Source organism: Nonomuraea sp. NPDC049378, from assembly GCF_055586745.1.
Map to the genome: position 1 here is coordinate 88,390 of NZ_JBVJHP010000003.1, position 26,274 is coordinate 114,663.

Below are 26,274 nucleotides of genomic sequence, written 5' to 3' on the forward strand. Positions count from 1 at the left end.
GGTCAGTTCCCGCGCGAGCGCACGATCAGGTCCGCGAGCAGCGCCACGGACCCGATCAGCAACCCGGACAGGAAGATCATGACGGTGTTGGCCGGGAAGTAGAACGGCTGCTCGATCATGTCCCAGATGCCCTTCACGAGCCCGATGCCCACCAGCCACAGCGCGGGCGGCATCAGCACCTTGAGCGGGTTGAAGTACATGATCATCCGCAGCACCTGCAGGATGTAGCGGTAGGCGTCGGAGACGAAGCTGAACTTCGACTTGCCGGCCCGCTTGGCGTAGCCGATCGGCAGGTAGTAGACGTCGTGCTGGTTGGACAGGAACGACAGCGTGATCGTCGTGACGCAGGAGAATCCGGGAGGCAGCAGCCGGAGATAGGGCTTGGCCACCGGCCTGCGGAAGGCCCGCAGCCCGGAGTTGAGGTCGGGGATCTTCTGCCCGGCCAGCTTCTCGGCCACCTTGCGGATCACCCACTTGGCGGGCACCCGCAGCAGCTTGTGCGAGCCCTCCTCGCTGGTGCGCGCGCCGACCACCATGTCGATCGTGGGATCCTTCTCCAGGATCTGCACCAGCTCGGGGATGCGCTCGTTGGGGTAGGTCATGTCGGCGTCGGTCCACACGACGATCTCGCCCTTGGCCTCCTGCGAGCCGATGCGCCGCACGGTGCCGGCGCCGCCGTTGCGGTGGAAGGCGCGGATGCGCAGGTGGGGATAGCCGGGCGCGGCCTCCTTCAGCCTGGCCAGCGTCTCGTCACTGGAGCAGTCGTCGACGGCCACGAGCTCGTAGGTGTAGCCGCTCGAGTCCATCGCCCTGGTGATGCGCTCGACCTCGTCGATGACGTGATCCTGCTCGTTGTAGCAGGGAAGGACGATCGTGACGTATGGCGCTTCATCCACGGCAGGTCCACTCTTGGAGGCGTCAAGCGTGCTCACGAGGATCGAGGTTACTCTGCCCGGAGGAGCACAGAGTCTACCCTACAAGATCAACTCATTCCGACACGGCCATCCAGACGTTCATCCGCAGGGTCCAGGTGCCGTTCGGGGCCTCGATCAGCGAGCGCTCGTCCTGGCGCGCCACCAGCCCCATGATCTGTGTCGCCCGCCCGTACGGCGAGACCTGGCCCTCGTCGGCGGCCAGCACGACCGGCACGCGCCCCGTGCCCCGCACCCGTTCGATCAGGCGGCGGACCTGGTCCTCCGGCGCGACGTCGGTGAGCACGCGCCTGACCGCGGCCGCGGGCCGCCCGCACGTGCCCCGCACCGCCTGCATGAACCTGTCGCCGGTGACCCGCTCCACGAACAACACCGACGCGTTCCGCGGGATCTTGCCGCACATCGCCTCGACCGCCGCCGCCTCGCCCCGCTCGATCGGCGTGAACGCCGTGCCGATCGAGGTCACGGCCGGGGGCACGAGCACCAGCACCACCGCCAGCGCCGTGCCCCAGCGCCGGAAGCGCGTGCCGCGCCGGCCCGCCTGGTCGCGCAGCCAGGCCAGCGCGTACGCGGCCAGCAGGACGAGCCCGGGGATGACGACGGGGACCAGGCGGCGGGCGGCCCACGGATGGTCGGGGGTGATCTCGGGCCGCAGCAGCGTGGTGACGGTCGTCCAGCCGACGACCGCCAGCGGCAGCAGCCACTCCAAGGGCGTGCCGTCGCGCAGCAGCCGGCGGACGAGCAGGGCCGCGGCGACCGTGGCCAGCACGACCGCGGGCAGGCCGACGTACCAGACCGCCCAGTGCAGCGAGTATTCGAAGTAGAGCCGGGTGCCGTCGGGGGCCATGCCGTTGGCCCGCTGGATCGCCTCGATCATCGTGAACGTGCGCTGGTCGCTCTCGTGCGCGGGCACCCGGGTGACCGTCTGCACCCACGGCCGCGCGTAGAGGCCGGCCATGAGGAGCACGGTCAGCCCGGCGCCCGCCACCGGCAGCCAGCCCGGCGGCCGCCACCGCGCCAGGAGCGGCGCGGCGGCCGTGCCGGCCGCGGTGAGCACGAGCACGCCCGCGCAGATGAGCAGCAGCGGCCGGATCGAGCCCGCCAGATAGCCCAGGTACGGCCGGGCCAGCGCGTATCCGGCGAGCATCCCCAGCCCGCCGCCCGCGACCAGACCGGCCAGCAGCCCCGGGCCCAGAGCACCCCTGTTCCTTGCCGAACGCCGCATCGCGATCAGCAGCCCCGCGAACGCCAGCACCGGCAGCACGTCGCGCAGCCCGTCGATCCTGACCAGCACGGCCAGCCCGAACACCAGCCCCGCCAGCACCCCGCGCCACCACCCCGGCCTGGCGAGCGCGTCGCAGGTCAGCGACAGGCCGCCGAACAGCAGGATCAACGACGGGATCTCGCTGAACGTGGTGCGGGAGGTGTAGAGGATCGGCAGGCTCACCGCGAGCGCCACCGCCGCGACCACCGCCCACCGCGCGCCGGCCAGCCGCGCCACCAGCCCGGCCAGCGTGAGCACGGCCAGCGCGCCCAGCACGGCGGGCATGGCGAACGGCGCCCCGAACCAGTTGCCCACCGCGAACAGCAGCGGCGCCCCCGGCATGAACTGCGGCACCACCCCGCCGGGCACGTCGAAGAAGCCGACGCCGGCGAAGATCAACCAGGGGTCGGACCCGCCGAACGCCTCGGCCTGCCGGGGGATGGGCAGCGAGCCGTGGTCCGCGATCCAGGCCGCGTAGAGCGCGTAGGTCGCCGGATCGCGCCTGACGGCGATCTGCTCGCTGTGCAGCAGCGTGTTGAACACGCCCGAGGCCACGGCCACCGCCATGACCCCCGCGACCTGCCAGGGCGTGGCCTCGACCAGCTTGCCGAGCCGCCGCGTGCCCGCCCGGCACAGCAGCGCGGCGGCGGGCAGCCCGAGCAGCGCGGCGGGCAGCGGCGCGAAGTGGCCGAGCAGCAGCAGCGGCAGCCCGGCCAGCAGCCATCCCGCCACGGCGAGCGCGGGCAGCACCGTGAGCGCGGCGAGCAACCGGCCTGGTCGATCGTGTCCCATCGGTGAGCGAGCGTATCCAACCGCGGGCACCGGGCACGCCGGTGACAGGGGTGTGGCGCGCCACCGGTGGCACGGGTTCCGCGCGATCGCCGGTACCGTACGGTGGCAGACCGCCCGGGGGTGGCGGCCGGGTGTCGGCCGGGTGTCGGCCGGGTGTCGGCCGGGTGTCGGATCGCGCACCTCTGCGGCGTGCCGGAGATTCGGGAGGACGTACGGGTGATGTCGGAGGCTCGTGCGGAGGCGCCCGCGCCGGCCCGCCGGGGCAGGCGGCGTCTCCCGCGCGACACCCGCCGCCGGGTCCAGCGGTTGACACGGCGGCACGGATGGTTCCTGGCCGTGCTCGGCCTCGGCACGGCCCTGCGCGTCCTGGCGATGGCGGGTTACCGGCCCGCCCTGTGGTTCCCCGACACCTACACCTACATCGTCACCGTCTTCCACCCGCGCCCCGACCTGGTGCGGCCGGCGGGCTACTCGATGTTCATCAAGCTGCTCGAGCCGCTGCACTCCTTCGCCGCCGTCGCCGCCGTGCAACACCTGCTCGGGCTGGCCACCGGCGTGCTCGTGTACCTGGCTGCGGCGCGCCGCGCCGCCCACCGGGCGCCCCGGTGGGCGGCGACGTTGGCCACCGTCCCCGTGCTGCTGGACGCGTACCAGATCGAGCTCGAGCACCTGCTGGTCGCCGACACGCTCTTCATGTTCCTGGTCGTGGCGGCCGTCTCGCTCAGCATGACGCGGCGGCCCGCCACGGTCGCCGCCATCGGCCTGCTGCTGGCCGCCGCCGTGCTCACCAGGACGGTCGGCCAGCCGCTGATCGTCGTGCTGGCCGGCTGGTTCGTGTTGCGCGGGCGCATCCGTCCTGCCGGGGTGCTGCTCGCCGCCGCCCTGGTGCCGCTCGTCGCGTACGGCGCCTGGTTCTACGCCACCTACCAGCGGGTCGGCCTGGTGGGCGCGAACGGCGCCTTCCTCTACGCCCGCACGATGTCGTTCGCCGACTGCGACAGGATGGACCCGCCGCCCGATCTGAAGGTCCTGTGCGACCCGCGCCCGCCGGAGCGGCGACCGCCCTCCCAGGAGTACATCTGGGCCAAGGACGCCCCCCTCGTCCTGCAGCCGGGGATCACCTTCACCCAGGAGAACGACGAGCTCGCGGCCAGGTTCGCGGCGCTGGCGATCACCGCCCAGCCGCTCGACTACGCCGCCTCCGTGCTGGGCGAGCTGGGCCGCACGTTCGTCTGGGGCCGCCCGGTCTATCCTGACGCCGAGATTTACGGCTACTACGAGTTCCCGGTCAGCGAGCCAGGCCCGCCTGGCCGTTATCCCGCACAGGTCGGCGCCGAATATGCCAAGCTCTACGAGCAGGGTGCGATCGGCACGAAGATCGTCGAGCCTTACGCCGGATGGCTGAGGGCCTACCAGAGCGCAGCGCGGCTGCCCGGCCCGGTGCTTCTGGGGGTGCTGCTGGTGCCGCCGGTGGCGGCCGTCGCCGGGTTCCGGCGCAGGCGGCGGGGCCGGCCTCGCGCGGGAGCTCCGGCCTGGCTGGTGCCGTGGTCGGCGGCCGTCGTGCTGCTGGTCACACCGGCCGCGGCCGCCGAGTTCGACTATCGCTACGTTCTGCCGGCCGTGCCTCTGGCCTGCCTGGCGGCGGCCCTCAGTCTCAAGCCTGATTCGCTGCGACGAGAACCCGGAGGGTGAAAAGAGTTTGGCGATGATATTCCACCCAATGTCCGGCTCTGAGTATGCTTTGCCGCGAAAACGTCACACCCGGGTCACGACCGTCGCCTACGATCATGGCCACGGGCACGCCGCACGTGTCCTACTCTCGTTGCCCGGAGCGACCAAGCCGGCGCGTCAGGCGCAAGAAGTGAGGCTGGGGGGCGTATGAGCGACTACAGGGGCGCGCCAGTAGCCGATTTTCCGCACGAGCGTCGAGGCGCTCACTCCCCGCCGGGCAGCAGGATGGCCCGCAGAGCGGCGGGCTCCGCGCCGCCTCCTCCCCCGCCTCCTGACGACGACCGGCCACCCCGCGGCCACCGCGGTGGCGGCGGCGGTCAGGGCGGCAGGATGCGCGTGCTGGCCTGGGTCAGCATCGGCGTCACCTCGCTCATGGTCGCGGGCGCGCTGACCGGCTACGTCGTCTACCGCGACGCCTTCGGCAACATCAAGCAGAAGAGCATCAACGACGACATCATCAACCCGCGTCCCGTCGACACCGGCGCGCTCAACGTGCTGCTCGTGGGCTCCGACACCCGTGCGGGCGACGGCAACGCGAAATACGGCGCCGAGACGGCCAGGCAGGCCGACGGCGGCGGCAAGCGCACCGACACGATCATCCTGCTGCACATCTCCCCCGACCGCGACCAGGCCCGGCTGATCAGCTTCCCGCGCGACTCGATGGTGCAGATCCCGAAGTGCAAGAACGAGACCACCAAGCAGGAGATGCCGCCGCGCCGTGACATGATCAACTCGGCGTACAACTCGGGCGGCGTCGCGTGCACGATCTCCACGCTCGAGACCCTCACCGGCATCCGCGTCAACCACTTCGTCGAGGTCGACTTCAGCGGCTTCAAGAACATCGTCGACGCCCTGGGCGGCATCGAGATCTGCCTGAAGTCCGGCGTCAACGACAAATCTTCCAAGCTGGTGCTGCCGCCCGGCAAGAGCCTGCTCAACGGCGAGAAGGCCCTGGGCTACGTACGCCTGCGCAAATACGGCGACGGCAGCGACCTCCAGCGCATCAAACGGCAGCAGATCTTCCTGAGCAAGGTCATCGCCAAGGCCACCAGCAGCGAGCTCATGACCGACGTCGGCAAGCTCAGAAACTTCATCGCGGCCGCCGCCGGCTCGGTCACCATGGACCCCGCGCTCGCCAACGACACCGAGAAGCTCATCTCCATCGCCATGAGCACGAAGCAGCTGACGGCGAAGGGGGTCGAGCTCACCACGGTCCCGGTGTTGCCCGACCCGGAGAACCCCGAGGCCCGCGTGATCTGGAGGCAGCCCGACGCCGAGAAGCTGTTCACCGCGATCAAGACGGACACCGAGGTCACCGAGCCGTCGCCGTCCGCCAGCGCCAGCTCCAGCTCCAGCTCCAGCTCCAAGCCCAAGGTCACGCCCAAGCCGGAGCAGGTGCGGGTCCAGGTGCTCAACGGCACCAAAACCCAGGGCAAGGCCGGCGAGGTCGCCGCCCAGCTGGCCGAGCAGGGCTTCAAGGTGGTCGAGGTGGGCAACTACGAGGCCCCGGGCGGCGCCAGCCTGGCCAAGAGCGAGGTCCACTACGCCAAGTCGATCGAGACGGCGCCCGACTACGCCGGCGTGCTGGCCAAGGCCGTCGTGCCCAAGCCCTCGCCGGCGTCGGGCAAGGTCAAGGCGACCGGAGCGCAGCCGTACACGTCGACGACGACCAGCACCGGCGGGGCCAAGCTCAAGGGCACGCCGGTGATCCAGTTCGTCATCGGCGAGGACTTCGACTCGGTCAAGGTCAGCAAGCTGCCCGACAGCGTCGAGCAGAGCTCGATCAACGCGTCCGAGCAGAAGAACGTGTGCACCTGACGCTCCAAGTTGCCTGTGTAATCGGGTCATATCTCCCGCGTGAGGGACAGCACCCTTGAGAGCGGGATAGTGTGTTGCGGGTCGGCGACGCAGCGCGACACGGGGCCGCAAGGCCGTCCGCGTCGTGCTGCCGTCGTGTTCCCCGGCCCCGAGCGAAGCTGAGCGACTCCCCCAGTGTCTGACACCAGATGGTCCCCACCCGTCACGACCCCGCGGAGCCCCGACGGCGAGGACGGGCCCGCCGACACGGGAGCCCGATGGCCGCTGCCGGAGGAGACCTTCTGGAGCGAGGCCACCGACCCGCACGGCGTGCCCCCCGGCGAGCGCACCGCGCCGCAGCCGGCGGTGCGGGCCGATCGTCCCGTGGTCACGGCGCCCGCCGCGCAGCCCCAGGCGCAACCGCAGCCCAAGCAGCAGGCCGAGCAGCCGCCCAAGCGCAAGCGCGATCCGTTTCTCGACAACGTCAAGTTCATCCTGATCGCGCTCGTGCCGTTGGGCCACTCGCTGGTTCCGACCCTGTCGGCTGACTCCTCCAGGTCGCTGTACATCTTCATCTACACGTTCCACATGCCGCTGTTCGTGCTGATCAGCGGCTACCTGTCCAGAAATTTCTGGAACTCCAACGCGAAGACCAACAAGCTGGTCGACACGTTCCTCGTCCCCTACGTGATCGTCGAGGTCGGCTACGCCGCGCTCCGCTTCACGCTGGGCCAGAAGTGGAGCCTGACGATCATCGACCCGGCGTGGCTCAACTGGTATCTCCTGGCGCTGCTGTTCTGGCGCCTGTCCACGCCGGTGTGGAAGCGCATGAAATACCCCGTCCCCGTGTCGATCGCGATCTACCTGTTCGCCGGGTTCTCGCAGATCTCGGGCGACTTCAGCATGGACCGCTTCTTCGGCCTCCTGCCGTTCTTCGTCATCGGCCTCGTGATGCAGCCGGAGCACTTCGAACTGCTCAACCGGCGCTGGATCAAGATCGTCTCGGCGGTCACGGTGCTCGGCGCGGCGGCGGTGGCCATCTACATCGCGCCCAAGGCCCCGCTCGGCCCCTTCTACTACAAGAACAGCTACCAGGACCTCGACCTGTCCTGGTACATGGGGCTCGGCCTGCGCGTCGGCCTGCTGGTGTGCGCGCTGGCCCTGTGCTTCGCCGTGCTGGCGCTGGTGCCCAGGAAGGAGACCTGGTACACCGACCTCGGCACCCGCACGCTCTACTGCTACCTGCTGCACGGCATCCCCGTCCTCATCGCCAAGGACCAGGGCTGGCTGGACTTCCCGTGGCTGTACGGGCCGCTCGGCGTGCTGGCGATCACCTTCAGCTCCTTCGCCCTGGCGATCGTGTTGTGCCTGCCGGAGACCCGCACGGTCTTCAAGTGGGTGCTTGAGCCCCGCCTGACCTGGCTCTACCGGCGGCCATCCCGAAGTTAAGCAGCCGTTCGGCCCGCATTAACGCCTTTGACCTGGTTAGCGCCGAGCATCGACACATGCGCGCATGTGTCGCCACGACCGTCCATCATCCCGAGGACGCCCGGATCATGCACCGGCAGATCCGGGCGCTGCTCGACGCGGGCCACGAGGTGACCTACGTCGCGCCGTTCACCTACTTCAACGTGACGCCGGCCATGGGGCTCGCGGCTGTCGACGTGGCGTACCACGCGTCGTCGGGCCGGGCCCGCGCGGCGCTCAGGCGCGGCGTGCAGGACGCGGACCTCCTGCTCGTCCACGAGCACCGGCTGCTGCGCACGCTGCCCCACCGGCGCCCCCCTGTCGTCTGGGACGTACGCGAGCAGGTGGCCCCGGCGCTGCTCGCCCGGGCGGGACGCCGGCACCGGGTGATCACCCCCGCGGTGGTCCCCGAGGCGACCCAGGTGCCGGCCGGACCACCTCCACCCGGCGACACCAGGGTCGTGCACATCGGCCGCCTGTCGGCCGAGCGCGGCGTGACGGAGCTGATCGGGCTGGCCGAACGCCTCGTCCCGCACGGGATCAGGCTCGACCTGATCGGCTCGGCGGCCCGCGACGTGCGGCCGCTGCTGCGCGACGCCCAGCGCGTCGGCCTGCTCGACTGGTACGGCTACGTGCCCAACCGGCACGCCCTGCGCATGGCCGGGGGCGCGCTGGCGGGCCTGTCGCTGGCCGCCGGCACGGTGCCGGCGCCGCCCACCAAGATCATGGACTACATGGGGCGAGGGCTGCCCGTGATCACCACCCCGCAGGGCGCCGCGCTGGTCGAGCGGGCCGGCTGCGGCCTCGTGGTGCCCCTCGACGTGGACGCCGTCCTCAACGCCGTCCTGGACCTCAAGGAGGACCCGGCACGCCGGCTCAAGCTGGGCGCGCTGGGCCACGCCGAGGCGCGCCTGCGCCACCACTGGCCGGACCACGCGCAGGACTTCGTGCGCCGCGCCGAGTCGTGGGCCGGCCTGACCGCGCACGCGCCCGCCCCCGTGCCGGTGGGACACTCACATCACACCTAGTGCCGCGACCCGAAACGATCAGCGCGTTGGCGCGTAGGGCGCTCCGCGGGCGTGACCATGGAAAGCCGGGCGGCACGGCCGAACGTGCCGGGCGGCGGGAGACCAACCGGCGGCTGCCCGACCGCCCGGATAATTGACTCGCATCGTCAGTGCGAATGCCGATGTAATCCTGCCATGCGCATCGCCTCAGAAACCGTCGCTGACGGCATCCGCGAACAGCTCTTCACCATCGGAGACATCCCCGGGGTGCTCTGGACGCCCGCCGAGGGCTCCGGTCCCCGTCCGCTGGTCTTGATCGGGCACGGCGGCGGCCAGCACAAGAAGGGATGGGAGGTCGTCTCCCGGGCCTTCCCCTACGTCACCTCCTGCGGCTTCGCGGTCGCCGCGATCGACGCTCCAGGCACCGGCGACAGGCCGGAGCACCCGGAGATCCGGCGGCTCGTCGCGCTCATCCAGGAACGAGAGGCCGCGGGCGAGCCCTTCCGGTCCGGCCCGGAGTGGCCCGCCCTCAACGAGACCGTGGCGGCGCAGCTCGTACCCGACTGGCAGACCACCCTGGACGCGCTCCGGAAACTGGACTCCGTCGGCGACGGCCAGCCCGTCGGGTACTACGGCCTGTCCCAGGGCGGTGAGATGGGCATCCGCCTCGTCGCGGCCGAACCCCGGATCACAGCTGCCGTCCTCGGCCTCGTCGGAAGCGAGTGGCTCATCGACACCGCGGCGCGGATCACGATCCCGGTCGAGTTCGCGCTGCAGTGGGACGATGAAGGCAACCCGCGGGACTCCGTCATGAAGCTGTTCGACGCGCTCGGCTCCGCCGAGAAGACCCTGCACGCCAACCCCGGCGGCCACTTCCGAGTCCCGTCCTTCGAGATCGACAGCTCGATCCGCTTCTTCGCCCGGCACCTGGGCAGCCCCGGCCCCGCGAGCAGTTCCTGACACCACCGGCGCCACGCCGACGCGCGGTCGGTCGCCAGTGCCACGCGCGCTTCCGCCGCCGCCCGCCGTCACGCCTACCGGGCGATCGTTTCCGGTCACAGCACCGGACGGCACCCGAACGGGAATGGTCACACGGCCTGCCGGTTGATGTACTGGAGACATGGCAACGCATCTGATCCACGGCCGGACGGTCGGCATGCCGGTGCGGGTGCGGGACGCGGAGATCTGCGGCGCCTTCTACCCGGTGCGCGCCGACGCCGCCAGGGCGGTCATCGCCTACTCCGGGCTCGACGTCGCCGAGGTCCTGCCGGGCAAGGCTCTCTGCGTGCTGCTGTTCGTCGACTACCGAGACGGCGACCTCGACGCCTACCACGAGTTCGGCATGGCGTTCCTGGTGCGCCCGCCGGGCGCGTCGGGGCCCATGAGAGCGGCCGACCTGTCGAAGGCCGGGATGTTCGTGCACTGGCTGCCGGTCGACCAGCACTTCACGCTGGAAGCCGGGCGCACGCTGTGGGGGTTCCCGAAGGAGCTGGCCGACATCGAGTTGCGGCTCGGCTCGCCGTACAAACGGTGTGTGCTGCGCAAGGACGGCAGGCTCGTGCTCGACATGCTGGTCAAGCCGGGCGTGCCGGTGCCGGGCGCCACCGTCGTGGCGCCGCTGGACGCGTACACGCACCGGGAGGGCGTGACGCGGCGCGTGCCCTGGTCGGTGCGGGCGCGCGGCGCCAGGGTCCGCCCCGCCGGGGCGCTGATCCGCCTGGGCAACCATCCCGTCGCCAAGGAGCTGAGCGAGCTGGGCCTGCCGAAGCGGGCGTTGTTCAGCATGAACGTCTCGCGTGCCGAGATGGTCTTCGGCGCGGCCCAGCAGGCCTGAGCTCAGACGATCGGCGGGCGGCCCAGCTTGACCATGCGCCAGGCCGTACGCCAGGCCATGGGACGGCGCTCGCCGGCGGAGGTGCGCAGGCCTTCGAAGAAGCCGGCGAACCAGGCTTTGAGCGCGCCGCCCGAGCCGCGCTCGCGCACGATGGTGAGGACGACCCAGTTGGTGAGGTAGAGGAACGCCAGCGGCCACGGCAGGTTGCGCCGGGCCAGCCAGACCCGGTTGCGGGCGTTGAGCCGGTAGAACTCGGTGTGCCGTGTCGGCGGCACCTGCGGGTGGTACATCACGGTCTCGGCGTCATATTCGATGCGGTAGCCCTCGCCGAGCAGCCGCCATGCCAGGTCGGTCTCCTCGTGCGCGTAGAAGAACCGCTCGGGCAGGCCGCCCACCTGCAGGAAGGCCGAGCGCCTGATGGCCGAGGCGCCGCCGAGGAACGTCGTGACGGGCGACGAGCGCTGCGGATCGCCCGCGCGCAGGCGGGGGACGTGACGCCGCTGCCCGATGCCGCCGTCGGGGTCCATCACCCGGAAGGAGATCACCGCGAGGTCGGGCTCGGTGGCGAAACGGTCGCGTACGTGGGCGACCACTTTCTGGCTGGCATACCAGCCGTCGTCGTCGAGGAACAGCACGACGTCGCCCGAGCACTCCTCCACGCCGCGGTTTCGCCCTGCGGGAATGCCGGTGTTCTGGTCGAGCCGGATCGCTTTCACGATCGCGGACGACCCCTCGGGTGGCGTCGCCGACACCTCGGGCACGTCGGCGCCATTGCCTACGATCACCACCTCGACGTCGCCGTCGACCTGGTTGAGCGCGGACTCGACCGCCCGGTTCAGCTCCGCGACCCGGTTGCCCATGGTGAGGATGACGCACGAGATCTTCAACGAATCATCGTCCTGACGCGTTGAGAGCACGGGCGGAGCATTCTTTCATGATCACCGAGTCTGCTGGTCTGCATCGTTTGGGATATGGGTGGAGCTAAGCGTATCGGAACCGTCAGTGAACCCCCACCGAACGGCGGACGTCCGATCAATACGACGGACGAGGGGCCCTTCCGGTTCCGACATGAGATCACGCAAGTCGCCTCGATGCCAGGATGCTGACCAAATGCAGGACAACCTGTAGGCAGGCGGCGACGAAACAGGCGACGAGCAACACCCTGGTGGGAGTGAGATCGCCGATCGCCAGATCGATCACCGCGGTCGCCAGCGCGAGCAGCGACAGCTCCACCGGCTGCACGATGCGGTGGAACTTCGTCGCCGACAGCACCCGCCTGCCCAGCCCCAGCAGCCCGGAGCGGAACTGGCCCACGGACGCCTCGGTCGCGGCCGTCAGCCCGCCCTTGGCCCGCGCCACGTCCACGAGGTCGGTCTCGGCCTTGATGAGGATCGCGCCCAGCGCGGCGCCGACCCCCAGCACGGTGTACCAGTCGGGCAGGACGGCCGAGGCCCGCCAGCCCAGCCCGGCCAGCAGCGCCGCCTCGGTGAAGTAGGCGCCGACGCGGTCGAGATAGACGCCGACCAGCGAGGTCTTCCCCGTCCAGCGGGCCAGCTCGCCGTCGGAGCAGTCGAGCAGGAGGTAGACCTGGATGAGCAGCGCGGCGAACAGGGCCGCCCAGAGCCCTGGCAGGGCCAGCACGACGCCGGCCACGATGCCGGCCAGCGTCATCACCCACGTGAGCTGGTTGGGCGTGACCGACGTCTTGGCCATCAGCCACGTGACGTAGATGGACATCCTGCGCATGTAGAGGACGCCCGCCCAGTGCTCGCCGTTCTTGCGCTGGAGGTGGCCCTCGGGCTGGGCGACCCGCCGCAGCTCAGCGACCGAAGGCCCGGACATAGTCCTCCACCCGATCGTGGATCTCGGAGTCCTGCATGCGCAGGTGCTCCAGGATCGTGTAGCGGCCGGGACGGGTGGCCGGCGCCAGCGCGACGGCCTCGGCGAACTGCTGGCTGGACAGCCCGATGTCGGCGGGGACGATCGGCAGCTCGTGCCGGCGCAGGCAGTCGGTCACCTGCGCCACGCGAGCGTCGTCCTGCCTGAGGAAGAAGCAGAAGGCGGCACCGATGCCGGCGAGCTCGCCGTGGTTGGAGGTGCCGGGGAAGAGCTGATCCACGGCATGAAGGATCTCATGGTCGCCACCGCTCGCGGGCCGGGACGAGCCCGCGATCACCATCGACATGCCCGACAGGATCAGCGATTCGGCCAGCACGGTGAGGAACGCGTCGGACTCGATGGAGTCGGCCCGCCCGATCAGCGCCTCCGCGGCCGTGCGGGCCATGGAGCAGGCCAGCCCGTCGATCGGCTCGCCGCGCTCGACGTTGCCCAGCTGCCAGTCCTCGATCGCCGACAGGTTGCTCACCACGTCGCCCACGCCCGCCCGGACGAGCTGCTTCGGCGCGTTGTGCACGAAGTCGAGGTCGACGAGGATCGCCAGCGGCATCGGCACCCCGAACGTGCCCTTGCCGCCGTCGTAGACCAGGGAGGCGGTGGGCGAGCAGATGCCGTCGTGGGCGAGGTTGGTGGCCACGGCCACCATCGGGATGCCGGCGAGCGACGCGGCGTATTTCGTCGCGTCGATCGTCTTGCCGCCCCCGACGCCGACCACGACTTCGTAGGCGCCCTTGCGCAGGTCGGCGCCGAGCGAGACGGCCGCCTCGACCGTGCCGGCGGCCACCCTGAAGATCTCGGCCTCACCCAGCGTGGGCGCTATCAGGCTTTCGATGTGGTCGCCCTGGCCCGGCCCGACGGCCACGGCGACCCTGCCGGAGGTGGCCACGCGGCTGTCGGCCAGCAGCGCGCCGAGCTCCGCCACCGCGCCGCGCCTGACCTGCATGGTCAGCGGCGTCGGCAGCATTCTCGCTAGAAGCGGCATCGCGCCCCCTCAGTAGCGCACGGCTATGGTGCGGGCCTTCGCCAGGTCGTCGTGGTTGTCCACCTCGACCCAGTCGACCTCCCCGATGGGCGCGGCGTGGATCAGCTCGCCGCGCCCGACCATCTCCTGGTAACCGTCCTCGTAGTAGAGCTGCGGGTCGCGCTCGAACGTCGCCTTGAGCGCGTCGGCCAGCCGCTCGGCCGCGCCCGGCCGGATGAGGGTGGCGCCGATGTACTCGCCGTAGGCCTCGGCCGGATCCATGAGCTTGGTGATGCGGCGCAGCGCGCCCTCCGGCGAGAGGGTGACCTTCATCTCCTCGTCAGCGAGCTTTTTCACGTTGTCGACGGCCAGCAGGATGTCGCTCGTCCCGGGCGCCGACAGCAGCGTCTTCTCGACCGAGACCGGGTGCACGGTGTCGCCGTTGACCAGCAGCGCGCCCTGGGCGAAGTAGTCGCGCGCGCACCACAGGGAGTAGGCGTTGTTCCACTCCTCGGCCTTGTCGTTGTGCACGAGGGTGAGCTTGACGCCGTGCCTGTCCTCCAGCTCCTCCTTGCGGTCGTGGACGGCCTGCGCCGCGTAACCGACGACGACCACGACCTCCCGCAGGTCCACCTCGGCAAGGTTGCGCAGCGAGATGTCCATGATCGTGGTCTCGCCGTCGACCGGCACGAGCGCCTTGGGCAGCGTGTCGGTGTACGGCCGCAGGCGTCGTCCGGCCCCGGCGGCCAGAACCATTCCCAGCAACGTGCACTCCTCAGTCGTAACGTGCGGCGGGGCACTGGACGCGACCCGCGTTTGGGGGCGGGTCGTTGGACGCGCCACCGTAGGCCCAAAGGTTAGTTCCCTTTCGGCCTACGGTGGGCAATCTGGCATCAGTCTTGTGTTCCCGTTTCCGCCGCTTCCGCCCCCGCCTGGGGTGCGGCCAGCCAGCAGGTGAGGCTCTCCCAGCCGAACAACGCCCACAGGTAGAGCGCGAACAGCACGTAGCCGCCGGTCAGCCAGCCCGTGAGGGCGACCAGCGAGACCACCATCATCCGCCCGTCCCAGCCGAGGCCGAACGTGGACAGCCAGGCCGGCGCGTAGACGCGCTGGCGCAGCCGGTGGACCAGGTCGTAGTGGTGGAAGGCCAGCGCGCCGAGCAGCAACGTGATCACCACGGGGTGCACCCCGTGGGCGAACCCGCACGCCGCGATGAAGGTGTATTCGATGACCCGCAGGATCGGCGGCACGAGCCAGTCGAGCCGGCCGTCGTGCGCGTGGCTGCTGCCCGGCCCGGCCAGCAGCAGCGTCACGGCGGGCGCGAACACGGCGAGCCCGTCGGACCCGGCCACGCCGAGCACCAGCAGCACCCCGGTGACGAACGTGCCCGCGATCACCGGGGGCAGCGGCGGGAGCTGCCCGGCCACGAGCAGGCCCATGGCCCGCGCGAGCGGGCCGTCGTCGCGGTAGGCCACGACCGTGCTGCTGGGGACGGGTGCCATGTGAACCGATGTCACCGTGCCGACCTCGCGATCCGTCCGCAGAGCTGGTAGAGGGCCGCCACGCCGCCCCAGCACAGCAGCGACAGGAACGTGACCTTGGCGTTCCAGCCGGCGGCGGTGATGGCGATCAGGGCGGTGCGCTCGCCGATGGGCAGCACGATGATCTTCTTGAGCCAGCGCGCCGCGGTGTCGCGTTCGAGCCGCTGGGCGAGGCCGAGCACGCCCCTGGCGCGGCGGGCGTCCTCCGACTCCAGCAGGGAGCGGGCGGGCCGGCCCCAGGCGGCGCCGACGCGGGCGGCGTCGGCCACGGCCCCCGCGTACGTGTAGTCGACGGCGTGCCGGACGATCTGCAGGATCATCGCGGCCACCGCGAGGTACCAGATGCGGGGTCCGGCGTACCCTGCGGCCAGGCCGATGTAGACGACGTATTCCTTGAGCCGGTCGGCCATGCCGTCGGCCCACGCGCCGAGCGGGGAGAACGTGCGGGTGTAGCGGGCGAGCTGCCCGTCGAGGCAGTCGAGCGCGAACGACAGGTAGAGCAGCACCGCCCCGGCCAGCCGCGCGGCCGGGGTGCCGGCGGAGAACCAGACGGCCGACAGCAGCGCCAGGCCGACGGAGACGCCGGTGACGGTGTTGGGCGTCAGCCTGAGCGTGGCGGCCGGCCTGATCAGGTGGCGGGTCCAGGTGGAGACGAAGTAGGTGGCGAAGAAGCCGTCGTCGTGCTTGACGGCGGTCTCGACCTTGACCTTGGCCTCGTCGACCTCGGCCAGCTTGGCCAGGGCGGTGTCCGCGGAGATCTGGCCGGTCACCCGGTCGGCGTGCAGCGGCCCGAGCGTCGCCGCGCGTACGGCCACACCCGATCGGACCAGCCCGACGAGCAGCAGGTCGACGGCCTCGACCGGGGTGACGGGGCCGAGGCGGCCGGTGTCGGCCAGCTCGGCCAGCTCTTCGGCGATGTCGGCCAGCACGCCGAGGTCGGCCTCGGCCGCCTGGAGCACTCCCCTGAACGTGGCGTTCGCCTCGGGGACCAGGTGGAACGAGCTGCCCGCGGCGACGACCTTGCCGCCTTCGACGCGTACGGGCGGCCGGAGCGGGGCCGCGGCCGTCTCCCGGCAGACCAGCGCGCCGGTGTCGTGGGCCGGGTGTTCGAGCAGCAGCGCCAGCGCCTCGGTGTGGATCACGAGGTCGCCGGGCAGCACGGCGACGGCGCCGGTGGCGGTGCGGGCGATCTTGGCCACTCCTCGCAGGTCGGCGCCGAGGCCGCCGCTGGGGGTCACCACCTGCACCTCGCGCACCGGCAGCGTGGCGAGCTGGTCGCTGAGCCGGTCGAGCAGTGTGCCGTCGGCGCACGAGAGCCCGCATGCCGGCGTCGTGGCGAGGACCACGGCCGCGGCATGAGGGCTGGTCGTGCCACCTCGCGTCATTGAGTCGGGCAAGGCACAGGTCTCCTCCCGGTCGGGTCGGGAGTGCGTGGGCACGCGAGTGCGTAGGCACAGCGTAGCGAGAGGTCAACGCGATATCACGGACCAGGACCGTTAGGCTCGCGGTATGACGTCACGGCTGCGGTCGGTTGGGGTGCTCCTCGCGGGCGGCGTGGGGCAGCGGTTCGGGCATGACACGCCCAAACAGCTCGTCGAGGTGGCCGGGCGGACGATCATCGAGCACTCGCTGGCGGCGTTCGAGCGCGCCCCCGAGATCGACGAGATCGTGGTGCTGATGACGCCGGGGCACGCCGACCGGGTGCGCGAGATCGTCGCGCGGGGCGGCTACGGCAAGGTCAGCCAGGTCGTCGACGGCGGCGCGAGCCGCACCGAGAGCACGTGGCGGGCGCTGCGGGCGCTGGGCACGCAGGAGTGCAACGTGCTGCTGCACGACGCCGTGCGCCCGCTGGTGGAGCCGCGCATCATCGCCGAGTGCGTCAGGGCGCTGCGCGAGCATCCCGCCGTCAATGTGGCGATCCCGAGCTCCGACACGGTCCTGGTGGCCGAGCCGGCGCCCGGCGGCGAGGTGATCGGCGAGGTGCTGGACCGGGCGCGGCTGCGGCGCAGCCAGACGCCTCAGTGCTTCCGGCTCTCGCTGATCCGCGAGGCCTACGAGCGGGCGATGGCCGATCCCGGTTTCGGCGAGCGGCCCGCCACCGACGACTGCGGCGTGGTGCTGCGCTACCTGCCCGACGTTCCGATCCACCTGGTGCCGGGCAGCGAGCACAACATCAAGGTCACCCATCCGGCCGACCTGCACATCGCCGAGCGGCTCTTCCAGCTCGCCGCCAGGGTGCCGGCGGGCGATCCCGGAGGGCTGGACGGGCGGAGCGTGGTGGTCTTCGGCTCCGCGGAGATCGCGGAGCTGGCCGCCGCCCGCGGCGCCCGGGTGCACGCCTTCTCCGAGGCTGACGGGGTGCGCGTCGACGACGCCGGTGCGGTGGCCAAGGCTCTCGACGGCGTGGGAGAGGTCGACCACGTGGTGAACGCGGCGGTCGCCGGCCACGCGGGCGGGCTCGCCGAGGCCACCGTCGAGAGCGTCGCCGACGCGGTCAGCGTCAACCATCTGGGCGCGCTCACCGTGGCCCGAGCCGCCCGCCCGCATCTGCGCGGCAGCCTGCTGCTGCACAGCCCGCCCGGTTCCGGGGCGCTGCACGCGGCCTCACGGGCCGCGGTGGCCGGGCTCACCCGGGCACTGGCCCACGAATGGGCCACTGACGGCATCCGGGTCAACTGCGTCAATACCGGCACTTCTCCGCACCTGATCGCGCAGACCTCGCTGGACATCCTCATCTCCGACCTATCAGGGCAAGTCATAGAGGCAGGCGTGGACGGCGCTTGACCTGAAGCTTGTTACCGTGCGATCACATGAGGAGACTCATCGTGATCGCGGCACTGCTCGGCTGCTACCCCGTCCTGCTGGCGTCGGCCCTGTGGCCGGCGCCGGTCTTGTTCGGGGCCGTCGCCGCGGCCTCCTACCTAGTGGAGCGGGTGGCTCCGCGGGCCGGCAGGCCGCTGCCCGACCTGCTGTGCAAGGTGCACCTCGGGCTCACGCTGCGCTTCGCGGCCAGGGAGACCATGGCGCTGCTGCTGGTGGCGCGGACGGCCGGGCCCGACTCGCCCTGGTTCCTGGGGATGGCGGCCGGCGTGTTCGCGATCCACGTCGTACGGGCCGGGCACGCCGGGCTGGCCCTGCGGCTCAGGCAGATGCTCAGCCGGATGCCGGTGACGACCCGCAACCTCGACGTCTCCGCGCTGCGCATCCCCAAGCTGCCGCCCCGCTTCCTGCGCGACGACCGCAGCGTGCGCTTCCTCTATCTCGACGCGCTGCCGGTGCTCGGGGCGGCGTTCGACGCCAGGACGGCGGCCCTGGGCGCGGGCCTGGCCGTCGCGCTCGGCGCCGCCGGCACGCTCGCGCTCATCCCGTACGTACGGCGCGCCGCCCCGCTCACCGACAGGGCGAAGGTCATGGAGGTCGTGGGCAGGCAGGTCGAGAAGTACCGCCCCGAGGTCATCCTGTACTTCTCCGGCGCCCCCGCGGCCGCCTACCAGGCCAGGATGTGGCTGCCCGTGCTCGAACGCATCGACAGGCGCGCCATCGTCGTGCTCCGCGAGCGCGGCATGGCCGCCCATCTGGAGCCAACCACCCTGCCGATGTTGTGCTTCCCGTCGTCGGCCGACCTGATGAGCTTCCGCGCCCTGACCGCCGCCAAACTGTGCCTGTACGTCTCCAACGCCGGCCGCAACGTCCACATGCTGCGCATCCCGACCCTGCGCAGCGCGTTCCTGAACCACGGCGACAGCGACAAGGAGGCGTCGTTCAACCCGTTCTCCCGGGTCTACGACGAGGTGTGGGTGGCCGGGCCGGCGGGCCGCGACCGTTACCGGCGTGCCAGGGTCGGGGTCAGGGACGAGAACATCCACGAGGTCGGCAGGCCGCAACTCGAGGGCATCTCGACGGAGGGGCCGGGGCTGCCGTACCGGACCGTGCTCTATGCCCCCACCTGGGAGGGCTGGAGCGACGACCTGCTGCACACGTCGCTGATCAGCATGGGCCCGCGCCTCGTGCGGGCCCTGCTCGACCACCGTCCGCGCCTGCGCGTGATCTACAAGCCGCACCCGCTGACCGGTCACCGCGACAAGAGCGCCCTCCGGGCGCACAGAAAAATCGTCGCCATGATCGAGGAGAGCGAGCTGGCCACGTCGAAGGCCAGGCACCCGTCGGCGGCGGCCGGCGAGGCGCCGGCGATCAGGCATCTGATCGTCACCGGCTCCGAGCCGCATCTCTATGACTGCTTCAACGAGTGCGACATGCTCGTCACCGACATCTCCAGCGTCGTGGCCGACTTCCTGGCCAGCGAGAAGCCGTACGCGGTGACGAACGTGGCGGGCCTGCCGGAGCAGGCCTTCCACGAGCGTTACCCGAGCACCGAGGCGGGCGAGCTGCTCGGGCAGGACCTGGCCGGGCTGGCGGACTTCCTCAACGGGAAGGACACGCTGGCCCGGGCCAGGGTCAAGCTCAGGAGCTATCTGCTCGGGCCGGAATATCCCGACGCGCTGGCCCGCTTCAACGCCGCCATCGAGCGGGTGCTCGCGGGCTGAGTGGCGTCACCGCGGCGGCCTGGCCAGCTTCTTCGGGCTGGTGAGGAAGCCCCAGCCCCAGGAGCAGTGCATGGTGGCGTACACGATCGGCAGGCGCAGCTTCGCGGCGGCCGGCAGACCGCTGCCCGTCAGCGCCGAGCCGGCCACGATGGCCAGCGCGTAGCCCCCGGGGACGACCAGCGCGAGCGGGAGGACCGGCGAGGCGACCAGCGCGAGGAGCATGGCCAGCACCGCGGCGGGCGGCGCGAGGTAGCGCAGGTTGATCGTGCCCTCGTGGGTGCGCGCGACCACGCGCCGCCAGCGGCCGTAGTGGAAATACTGCCGGGCCAGCGCCTTGACGTTGGGCCGCGGCCGGTAGGAGACCCGCATGCGCGGCTGGAACCACACCAGGCCGCCGCTCTGGCGGATGCGGTGGTTCATCTCCCAGTCCTGGGCGCGCTGGAAGTGCTCGTCGTAGCCGCCCACCCGGTCGAGCGCCGAGCGCCGGAACACGCCGAGGTAGACGGTGTCGGCCGGGCCCGCCGTGCCGCCCACGTGGAAGGCGGCGGCGCCCACGCCGATCTTGGAGGTCATGGCGCAGGCCACGGCCTGCTCGAACGGCGTGACGCCCTCGGCCGCCATCACGCCGCCGACGTTGTCGGCGCCGGTCTCCGCCAGCGTCTCGACCGCCACGCGCAGGTAGTCGGAGGGCAGCATGGCGTGCCCGTCGACTCTGGCGATGATGCCGTTGCGTGACGCGGCGATGGCGGCGTTGAGCGCGTTGGGAGTGCGGCCCGTGGGGTTGGGCACGACGGTCACCCGTGGATCGGCCGCCGCGATGGCCTCGGCGACCTCCTGGGTGCGGTCTTGGGAGGGACCCACGGCGAGGACGACCTCGATCTCACCGGGGTAGCTCTGGGCGAGGACCTGGTCGACGGCCTCGCGGAGATGCCGCTCCTCGTTGAGGACCGGCATGACGACGGAGATGGAGGGCCAGGCACGCGTCTCCGCGGGAGCGTGCGGCGAGTCGGGGAACTGCTTCATGGCGGGGCTCACGCTACTGTACGAGCAGGGGAGGAGGGCAATCGAAAGCCCGATCCTCCGGCGTGAACAGAGGGGGACGTGCATGCGCGAGCCGGGCGAGGAGGACGCCGGTGTGCTCGTGGGCGGAGACGCCTATGGCGGTGTCAAGCTCGCACCCGGCCGCACCCGCAGGCCGCTGAAAAGCGCCAGGGCCCGCCGTCGCAACGTGCTGATCGCGGGTTTCCTGTCCACGTGCGTGCTGGTCACGACCGGCGTGGTGTGGGCGACCCCGCGCCAGATCGGCACGGTCGACGCGGGCGTGACCGCGTCCTCCTCCCGCGGCGCCGAGAACATCCTGCTGGTGGGGGTCGACAAGCGCGACGACCTGACCCGCCAGCAGCAGAACCGGCTCAAGCTGGGCCGCGAGTCCGGGCAGCGCACCGACACCATGATGGTCATCCACCTGTCCGAGGACCACCGCACGGTCACGGTGGTGAGCCTGCCGCGCGACACCTGGGCGACGGTCCCCGGCAAGGGCGACCACAAGATCAACTCGGCCTACCAGTTCGGCGGGCCCAAGCTCGCCAGGCAGACCGTCGAGTCCGTCACCGGGCTGCAGATCAACCGCTACATCGAGGTCAACATCCTCGGCTTCATCGACGTCGTCGACTCCCTCGGCGGGGTCACCGTCTGCACGCCGGTGCCGATCAAGGACCAGCGGATCGCGCTCGACCTGCCCGCCGGCACCCACAAGCTCGACGGCGTCCAGGCGCTCGGCTACGCCCGCACCCGCGCCACCGCCCGTTCCGACCTCGACCGCATCGACCGGCAGCAGCAGGTCATCTCCGCATTGCTCAACCGGGCGCTGAGCGCGGGCACGCTGGCCAACCCCGGCACGCTGGCCTCGTTCGTCAACTCGACGCTGAGCACGGTCAAGGTCGACCCCGACGACGGGCTGATCGGCCTGGCCACCCAGCTCAGGGACGTCTCGCTGGAGGACGTGAAGTTCGCGGAGGTGCCGCTGGCCGACGTCGACTACAAGACGCCCACAGGAGAGTCCGCGGTGTTGTGGGACAAGGCGGCGGCCCGCGACATGTTCTCCAGGATCGACGCCGACCGCGACCTGGCCGCGCCCACCCCGTCGGCCACTCCCTCGGCCAAGCCGTCGCCCATCCCGCCGGAGAGCGTCTCGCTCAGGATCAAGAACGGCACGCTGATCAACGGTCTCGGCGCCCGCACCAAGGAGGCGCTGGTCGCGTACGGGTTCAAGGTGCCCGGGCAGCCGGGCAACACCAGGCAGCACGACTACGAGAAGACCGTCGTGCGCCACGGCAAGGGCCAGGAGGAGGCCGCGCGGGTGGTGGCCGACGCCATCCCCGGGTCCGAGCTGCGCGAGGTGGACATCAACGGCATCGAGCTGATTCTCGGCAGCGACCAGCCGAAGGTCCGGCAGAAGGGGTCGAAATCCATGCCGACCGCGAAGCCGAGCGTTACACCCTCCACCAAAACGGCAATGCAGAACATATGTAAGAAATAGACATATCTTTCTGCAGGTCGGGACAGGTGAGGCCCATGGTGGTCAGACAGTGGCGGGAGGACCGCTGCACGGTCGTCCACATCGCAGGCGACCTTGACGTGGCAGGGGCTCCGAGGCTGCAGGCCGAGCTGGAGCAGGCGATGGCCGCCGCCGAGCCGCTCCAACTCGTCATCGACCTGACCGGGGCCCCCTTCTGCGACTCCGTCGGCCTGGGCGTGCTGGTTTCCACGTACAACCAGGTCCACCAGCGGCACGGCCGCCTGATCCTCGTGGTCGGCCCCGGCATGATCCGCCACCTGCTGACGATCACCAACCTGGACCACCATTTCGAGACCACCGAATCGCTCGGCGAGGCGCGCACGGCCCTCGACGACGCCGCCTGACCCGCGGGCGGTCTTGATCCGCGGCAGGCGTGCGAGAAGATGTCATCGTGGGCACGCCCAGCGGGAGCCCCCCTTCGCGCGCATGGAGGCCTTCACGTTGTTCGACCAGTTCCCCGAGCCTGCCCGCTCCCAGCTGGTGTCCGCCTTCGAGGAGGGCAGGACGCGGCCCGAGTGGTGCTTCACGGAAGGGCAGGCCCGCCTCGCCTACTGGGCGCCCTTTCCCGGCTCCGGACCAGTGATCACCTGGCAGTTCGACCCCGGGCCCGACCCCGTCGCCGCCGCCGGCCTGGTGCGCCGCAGCCTGGCGGAGATGGGGCTGAGCAAGATGATCCACGACATCCCCCTCAGACCCGGGCTCTCCCCTGTCGTCGACCGCGCCGTCGAGCACGAGGCCCTGACCCTGGCCGGCTTCACCATGGAGGTCGAGCGGCTCATGCTCGAATGGGCGGCGGGCACCGACCTGCCCGACGACCCCGGCCGGCTGACCTACCGCCCCGCGCGCCGCATGGACCCGTCATACGTGCTCGACATCCTCATCCGCGTGTCCGAGGGCTCGCTCGACCACGACACCCAGGTCGAGGTGGCCACCGTGGGAGCCGAGCGCGAGGCCCGGTGGATGTACGACGACCTGATCAACCGCAAGGCCAAGCCCGACTGGTTCGTCATCGGCTGTCTGGGCGACGCCCCCGTCGGGCTGGTGGTTCCCGACGACCACTCCATCGCCTACATCGGGGTGCTGCCCGAGCACCGCGGCCACGGCTACGTCAACGACCTGCTGGCCAGGGGCACCCGCACGCTCGCCGAGGCCGGCGTGCCGCGCATCGTCGCGGCCACCGACGCCGCCAACGTCCCGTCGGCCGGCGCGTTCCTGCGCGCCGGATACGCGGAGGTCGGCCGGCTCTTTCGCTACTACTGGAGAGCATCATGAGACTTGGCGTCATGTTCGACCGGGACCTGCCGCCCGAGCAGCTGATCCCGTTCGCCGGAGAGCTCGACGGCACCGCCGTCGACGACCTGTGGGTGGTGGAGGACCTCGGCTGGACGGGCGGCGTCTCGGCGGCGGCCACCGCACTCGCCGTCACGTCCCGGCTGCGCGTCGGCATCGGCATCACCCCCGCTCCCCTGCGCAATCCGATGCTGCTGGCGATGGAGCTGGCCAATCTGGCCCGCATGCATCCCGGCCGGCTGGCCGCCGGCATCGGTCACGGCGTGCCCGCCTGGATGCGCCAGGCCGGCGCCGCCGTTGCCTCGCCGCTGTCCCTCCTGGAGGAGACGATCACGTCCGTACGCGCGCTGCTGCGCGGCGAGACGGTCACCCTGCACGGCCGGTCCGTGCACCTCGACGGCGTGTCGCTGGTGCACCCGCCGGCCGAGCCGCCGCCCGTGCTCGCCGGGGTGAAGGGACCGCGCTCTCTGGCGTTGTCGGGACGGGTCGCGCAGGGCACGATCGTGCCCGAAGGCATCGGTCCCGCGCAGCTGCCCGGCGTGCGGTCGCAGATCGGCGGCGGCGCGGATCACGAGCTCGTGGTCTTCACCTACCTGCACACGGGGGCCGGCGCCGCCGAGGCGGTGGAGGAGACGGTGGCCGGGCAGGCGGAGTTCCTGGGGGTCTCGCCCGCGGACGTGGTGATGGCGACCGGGACACCCGACGAGGCGGCGGCGCAGGTCAAGAGCATGTGGGCGGCGGGCGCCGACACGGTCGCGGTGCGCCCGCTGGGGGCGGACCCGCTGCGCCACGTCAACGCGCTGCTGTCGGCTCTCTGACGCGATCCTTCAGCCGGCCGTTCGACGCGGCCGGGGAGCGCCTTCGGCCGAATGGCCGATGGGCTACAGGAGGCGGTCGGTCCTCCGGCCGATGGCGGGCGAGCGGCGTTCGGCCACCATCGTCCGCATGAGGCACATCACAGTAGCGGCGGCCTGCGCGGCGGCCATGGCCCTGGCCGCGACGGGCTGCGGCGTGGAGCTCGACGCCGCGGAGGTGCGCGCCACGGAGTCGTTCGTCTTCACGGGCCCCGAGTTGGGAATCCGGTCGTCGCTGGGCGGCGTGCGCGTGCTCCAAGGAGCCGGAGGGCGGGTCGAGGTGGAGCGGTGGGTGCGCGGCAAGGCCGCTGACGAGGGCAACGCCACCTGGTCGCTGCGCGACGGCACGCTCCGCCTGAGCGCCGACTGCAACATGATCGTGGGCGACTGCGGCGCCCGCTACCACGTCCGCGTCCCGCCCGGCGTACGGCTGTCGGTCGAAGCGGCCGACGGCGTCATCCTCAAGGGCCTCGCCCAGGACGTGGACGTGGTGAGCCGCGACCGCATCCAGGTGTCGGGCGCCTCCGGACGGTTGCGGCTGCGCAGCGAGGGCTCGATCACGGCTGAGGGCCTGACGTCGGACGCGGTCAGGTGCCGGACGGTCGACGGGCAGATCGACGTGGCGTTCGACCGCCCGCCCGCCGACCTCGACCTGCTCTCACGCGAGGGCAGGGTGACCGCGAACGTGCCTTCCGGCTCGTACGCGGTCACGGTCACGAGCAAGGAGGGCCGCGAACGCACCACGGTCACGCGCGACGCCGGGAGTTCCCGCACCATCGTCGCCCGCAGCGGGTCGGGGGACGTCCGCGTCCTCGCCAGGTGAGCGTGCCCTACTCCCAGATGGCGGTGTACCTGCCGTTCTCGGCGTTCACCTGGACGGGGTGCAGCCCTCGCTTCTTGAGGGCGTTGAACCGCTTCTGGTAGCCGGCCGCGGACATGTCGATGTAGTGGGCCCAGGACTTGCGCCCGTCCTTGCGCCACACGGCCGCGTACGTGCCGTCGGGCGCCACCGCCACCTTGACCGGCCGGTAGCCCTGACTCTTCTTCGCGTAGAACTCCTCCTTGTGGCGCTCGCGCGACATGCCGTAGGTGTACTTCCAGGTTCCGCCGGGGTTGGGGGTCCACACGCCCACGTAGCGGATGTCGCCGGGGGTGCCGTAGGCGTCGACGGAGGAGAGCGCCAGCCCCTGCGCCGCGGCCTCCTTGTTGTAGGCGCCGAACTGTGCGGGCGTGAGGCCGTGCTTGGTGAGGAACTTTGTGCTCTTGCGCTCCCAGATGGCGGTGAAGAGGGGTGCGTCGGCCGGCCCGGTCGCCGAGACGGAGACGGGCTGCGCGCCTTCCCGCATGCCCGCGTCGAACTGGTGCTGGAACTCGCGGGACGACATGCCCTGCCAGATGCCCCATCCCGACGAACTGCCCTTGATCCACACGGCCGCGTAGCGCTCTCCGTCGGAGATGTTCACCGTGATCGGCCGGTAGCCGCGGCTCTTGAGCGTCTTCACGTGCATCACGCTCTGCGCCGGGGTCGCGTTGTGGTACGCCTGCCACGCCGGCGCCGCCTGGGCTCCGGCCGCGGGGGCTACGGCCACGGCCGGAGCGGCGAGCCCGGCAACCACGGATGCGACGACTGCGATCTTCCTCTTGGTCTGCATGACCCTCCCCGGACAGGATTTTTTTACCAGGTTTTTAAGACAAGGTAAGACCATAACAGGGGATACATGCTGACCGCTGGCGAGTGGTGTGAGCCGCGACAAGCGTGGACGCCGGGTTAAGCGCCGGTTCGTCC

The 26,274-nt window shown here is 71.1% G+C and carries 23 protein-coding genes; 13 read left to right on the forward strand and 10 right to left on the reverse strand.

Annotated features, from left to right (window positions below; genetic code table 11):
• Positions 1–2: 2 nt before the first annotated feature.
• Positions 3–896: a glycosyltransferase family 2 protein gene (locus ACZ6SA_RS08110; RefSeq protein WP_465827155.1), complete on the reverse strand. Its 894-nt coding sequence runs from the start codon at positions 894–896 to the stop codon at positions 3–5.
• Positions 897–987: 91 nt separating this feature from the next.
• A complete protein-coding gene (locus ACZ6SA_RS08115; protein WP_465827156.1) occupies positions 988–2,988 on the reverse strand; it encodes a glycosyltransferase family 39 protein in 2,001 nt (666 codons plus the stop codon).
• Positions 2,989–3,177: 189 nt separating this feature from the next.
• On the opposite strand from ACZ6SA_RS08115, the gene ACZ6SA_RS08120 reads away from it, so the two are divergent.
• The 6 genes from ACZ6SA_RS08120 (at position 3,178) to ACZ6SA_RS08145 (ending at position 10,824) form a co-directional block, all read left to right on the forward strand.
• Positions 3,178–4,680 (forward strand): hypothetical protein, encoded by a 1,503-nt coding sequence (locus ACZ6SA_RS08120; RefSeq protein ID WP_465827157.1) that lies wholly within the window; start codon positions 3,178–3,180, stop codon positions 4,678–4,680.
• Positions 4,681–4,944: 264 nt separating this feature from the next.
• Positions 4,945–6,537, forward strand: coding sequence for an LCP family protein (locus tag ACZ6SA_RS08125; RefSeq protein WP_465827159.1), 1,593 nt, complete (start codon positions 4,945–4,947; stop codon positions 6,535–6,537).
• 174 nt (positions 6,538–6,711) lie between these two features.
• Positions 6,712–7,965 carry an acyltransferase family protein gene (locus ACZ6SA_RS08130; RefSeq protein WP_465827160.1) on the forward strand — a complete coding sequence of 418 codons (1,254 nt, stop codon included), beginning with the start codon at positions 6,712–6,714 and terminating at the stop codon, positions 7,963–7,965.
• Positions 7,966–8,021: 56 nt separating this feature from the next.
• Entirely contained in the window at positions 8,022–9,011 is a 990-nt protein-coding gene (locus ACZ6SA_RS08135) for a glycosyltransferase (RefSeq protein WP_465827161.1), read from the forward strand.
• A gap of 174 nt (positions 9,012–9,185) precedes the next feature.
• Entirely contained in the window at positions 9,186–9,950 is a 765-nt protein-coding gene (locus ACZ6SA_RS08140) for a dienelactone hydrolase family protein (protein ID WP_465827163.1), read from the forward strand.
• 160 nt (positions 9,951–10,110) lie between these two features.
• A complete protein-coding gene (locus ACZ6SA_RS08145; protein ID WP_347643220.1) occupies positions 10,111–10,824 on the forward strand; it encodes an acetoacetate decarboxylase family protein in 714 nt (237 codons plus the stop codon).
• A gap of 2 nt (positions 10,825–10,826) precedes the next feature.
• On the opposite strand, the gene ACZ6SA_RS08150 is transcribed toward ACZ6SA_RS08145, so the two are convergent.
• The 6 genes from ACZ6SA_RS08150 to ACZ6SA_RS08175 all read right to left on the reverse strand — a co-directional run bounded on the left by ACZ6SA_RS08150 (position 10,827) and on the right by ACZ6SA_RS08175 (position 16,619).
• The gene (locus tag ACZ6SA_RS08150) at positions 10,827–11,711 is read right to left on the reverse strand and encodes a glycosyltransferase family 2 protein (protein ID WP_347643219.1); all 885 of its coding nucleotides are present in this window, start codon (positions 11,709–11,711) and stop codon (positions 10,827–10,829) included.
• 187 nt (positions 11,712–11,898) lie between these two features.
• Positions 11,899–12,666, reverse strand: a complete 768-nt coding sequence (locus ACZ6SA_RS08155) for a CDP-alcohol phosphatidyltransferase family protein (protein ID WP_347643218.1) — start codon at positions 12,664–12,666, stop codon at positions 11,899–11,901.
• Positions 12,644–13,684 (reverse strand): iron-containing alcohol dehydrogenase family protein, encoded by a 1,041-nt coding sequence (locus ACZ6SA_RS08160; RefSeq protein ID WP_347643825.1) that lies wholly within the window; start codon positions 13,682–13,684, stop codon positions 12,644–12,646. Before ACZ6SA_RS08160 ends, ACZ6SA_RS08155 begins: the two co-directional genes overlap by 23 nt.
• 27 nt (positions 13,685–13,711) lie before the next feature.
• On the reverse strand, positions 13,712–14,446 hold the full coding sequence (locus tag ACZ6SA_RS08165) for a phosphocholine cytidylyltransferase family protein (RefSeq protein ID WP_347643217.1): 735 nt from the start codon (positions 14,444–14,446) through the stop codon (positions 13,712–13,714).
• Positions 14,447–14,574: 128 nt separating this feature from the next.
• Positions 14,575–15,183, reverse strand: a complete 609-nt coding sequence (locus ACZ6SA_RS08170; RefSeq protein ID WP_465827164.1) for a DUF5941 domain-containing protein — start codon at positions 15,181–15,183, stop codon at positions 14,575–14,577.
• An 11-nt stretch (positions 15,184–15,194) separates the two neighbouring features.
• On the reverse strand, positions 15,195–16,619 hold the full coding sequence (locus tag ACZ6SA_RS08175; protein ID WP_347643215.1) for a CDP-alcohol phosphatidyltransferase family protein: 1,425 nt from the start codon (positions 16,617–16,619) through the stop codon (positions 15,195–15,197).
• A gap of 112 nt (positions 16,620–16,731) precedes the next feature.
• Here ACZ6SA_RS08175 and ACZ6SA_RS08180 point away from each other — a divergent pair, with 112 nt between their 5' ends.
• Positions 16,732–18,006, forward strand: coding sequence for an SDR family oxidoreductase (locus ACZ6SA_RS08180; RefSeq protein ID WP_465827166.1), 1,275 nt, complete (start codon positions 16,732–16,734; stop codon positions 18,004–18,006).
• A gap of 26 nt (positions 18,007–18,032) precedes the next feature.
• Positions 18,033–19,766, forward strand: a complete 1,734-nt coding sequence (locus ACZ6SA_RS08185) for a CDP-glycerol glycerophosphotransferase family protein (protein ID WP_465827168.1) — start codon at positions 18,033–18,035, stop codon at positions 19,764–19,766.
• Positions 19,767–19,772: 6 nt separating this feature from the next.
• On the opposite strand, the gene ACZ6SA_RS08190 is transcribed toward ACZ6SA_RS08185, so the two are convergent.
• Positions 19,773–20,789 (reverse strand): glycosyltransferase family 2 protein, encoded by a 1,017-nt coding sequence (locus ACZ6SA_RS08190; protein WP_465827169.1) that lies wholly within the window; start codon positions 20,787–20,789, stop codon positions 19,773–19,775.
• 82 nt (positions 20,790–20,871) lie between these two features.
• Here ACZ6SA_RS08190 and ACZ6SA_RS08195 point away from each other — a divergent pair, with 82 nt between their 5' ends.
• The 5 genes from ACZ6SA_RS08195 (at position 20,872) to ACZ6SA_RS08215 (ending at position 25,311) form a co-directional block, all read left to right on the forward strand.
• The gene (locus ACZ6SA_RS08195; RefSeq protein WP_347643211.1) at positions 20,872–22,305 is read left to right on the forward strand and encodes an LCP family protein; all 1,434 of its coding nucleotides are present in this window, start codon (positions 20,872–20,874) and stop codon (positions 22,303–22,305) included.
• Positions 22,306–22,340: 35 nt separating this feature from the next.
• Complete coding sequence (locus ACZ6SA_RS08200; RefSeq protein ID WP_347643210.1) at positions 22,341–22,688, forward strand: STAS domain-containing protein; 348 nt, start codon at positions 22,341–22,343, stop codon at positions 22,686–22,688.
• Between the two features lie 82 nt (positions 22,689–22,770).
• Positions 22,771–23,616 (forward strand): GNAT family N-acetyltransferase, encoded by an 846-nt coding sequence (locus tag ACZ6SA_RS08205; protein WP_347643209.1) that lies wholly within the window; start codon positions 22,771–22,773, stop codon positions 23,614–23,616.
• On the forward strand, positions 23,613–24,452 hold the full coding sequence (locus ACZ6SA_RS08210; protein ID WP_347643208.1) for an LLM class flavin-dependent oxidoreductase: 840 nt from the start codon (positions 23,613–23,615) through the stop codon (positions 24,450–24,452). Before ACZ6SA_RS08205 ends, ACZ6SA_RS08210 begins: the two co-directional genes overlap by 4 nt.
• A gap of 127 nt (positions 24,453–24,579) precedes the next feature.
• Complete coding sequence (locus ACZ6SA_RS08215) at positions 24,580–25,311, forward strand: DUF4097 family beta strand repeat-containing protein (protein ID WP_347643207.1); 732 nt, start codon at positions 24,580–24,582, stop codon at positions 25,309–25,311.
• A gap of 7 nt (positions 25,312–25,318) precedes the next feature.
• Here ACZ6SA_RS08215 and ACZ6SA_RS08220 read toward each other — a convergent pair whose 3' ends face one another.
• The gene (locus ACZ6SA_RS08220) at positions 25,319–26,140 is read right to left on the reverse strand and encodes a hypothetical protein (RefSeq protein WP_347643206.1); all 822 of its coding nucleotides are present in this window, start codon (positions 26,138–26,140) and stop codon (positions 25,319–25,321) included.
• Between the last annotated feature and the right edge of the window lie 134 nt (positions 26,141–26,274).

Bases quoted from the DNA above. Each gene is read 5' to 3' on its own strand.
- ACZ6SA_RS08185 (WP_465827168.1), top strand. From the start codon at position 18,033: ATGAGGAGACTCATCGTGATCGCGGCACTGCTCGGCTGCTACCCCGTC.
- ACZ6SA_RS08195 (WP_347643211.1), top strand. From the start codon at position 20,872: ATGCGCGAGCCGGGCGAGGAGGACGCCGGTGTGCTCGTGGGCGGAGAC.
- ACZ6SA_RS08160 (WP_347643825.1), bottom strand. From the start codon at position 13,684: ATGCTGCCGACGCCGCTGACCATGCAGGTCAGGCGCGGCGCGGTGGCG.
- ACZ6SA_RS08125 (WP_465827159.1), top strand. From the start codon at position 4,945: ATGGCCCGCAGAGCGGCGGGCTCCGCGCCGCCTCCTCCCCCGCCTCCT.
- ACZ6SA_RS08190 (WP_465827169.1), bottom strand. From the start codon at position 20,789: ATGAAGCAGTTCCCCGACTCGCCGCACGCTCCCGCGGAGACGCGTGCC.
- ACZ6SA_RS08155 (WP_347643218.1), bottom strand. From the start codon at position 12,666: ATGTCCGGGCCTTCGGTCGCTGAGCTGCGGCGGGTCGCCCAGCCCGAG.
- ACZ6SA_RS08180 (WP_465827166.1), top strand. From the start codon at position 16,732: ATGACGTCACGGCTGCGGTCGGTTGGGGTGCTCCTCGCGGGCGGCGTG.
- ACZ6SA_RS08170 (WP_465827164.1), bottom strand. From the start codon at position 15,183: ATGGCACCCGTCCCCAGCAGCACGGTCGTGGCCTACCGCGACGACGGC.
- ACZ6SA_RS08145 (WP_347643220.1), top strand. From the start codon at position 10,111: ATGGCAACGCATCTGATCCACGGCCGGACGGTCGGCATGCCGGTGCGG.
- ACZ6SA_RS08205 (WP_347643209.1), top strand. From the start codon at position 22,771: ATGGAGGCCTTCACGTTGTTCGACCAGTTCCCCGAGCCTGCCCGCTCC.
- ACZ6SA_RS08215 (WP_347643207.1), top strand. From the start codon at position 24,580: ATGAGGCACATCACAGTAGCGGCGGCCTGCGCGGCGGCCATGGCCCTG.
- ACZ6SA_RS08115 (WP_465827156.1), bottom strand. From the start codon at position 2,988: ATGGGACACGATCGACCAGGCCGGTTGCTCGCCGCGCTCACGGTGCTG.
- ACZ6SA_RS08140 (WP_465827163.1), top strand. From the start codon at position 9,186: ATGCGCATCGCCTCAGAAACCGTCGCTGACGGCATCCGCGAACAGCTC.
- ACZ6SA_RS08200 (WP_347643210.1), top strand. From the start codon at position 22,341: ATGGTGGTCAGACAGTGGCGGGAGGACCGCTGCACGGTCGTCCACATC.
- ACZ6SA_RS08210 (WP_347643208.1), top strand. From the start codon at position 23,613: ATGAGACTTGGCGTCATGTTCGACCGGGACCTGCCGCCCGAGCAGCTG.
- ACZ6SA_RS08135 (WP_465827161.1), top strand. From the start codon at position 8,022: ATGCGCGCATGTGTCGCCACGACCGTCCATCATCCCGAGGACGCCCGG.
- ACZ6SA_RS08220 (WP_347643206.1), bottom strand. From the start codon at position 26,140: ATGCAGACCAAGAGGAAGATCGCAGTCGTCGCATCCGTGGTTGCCGGG.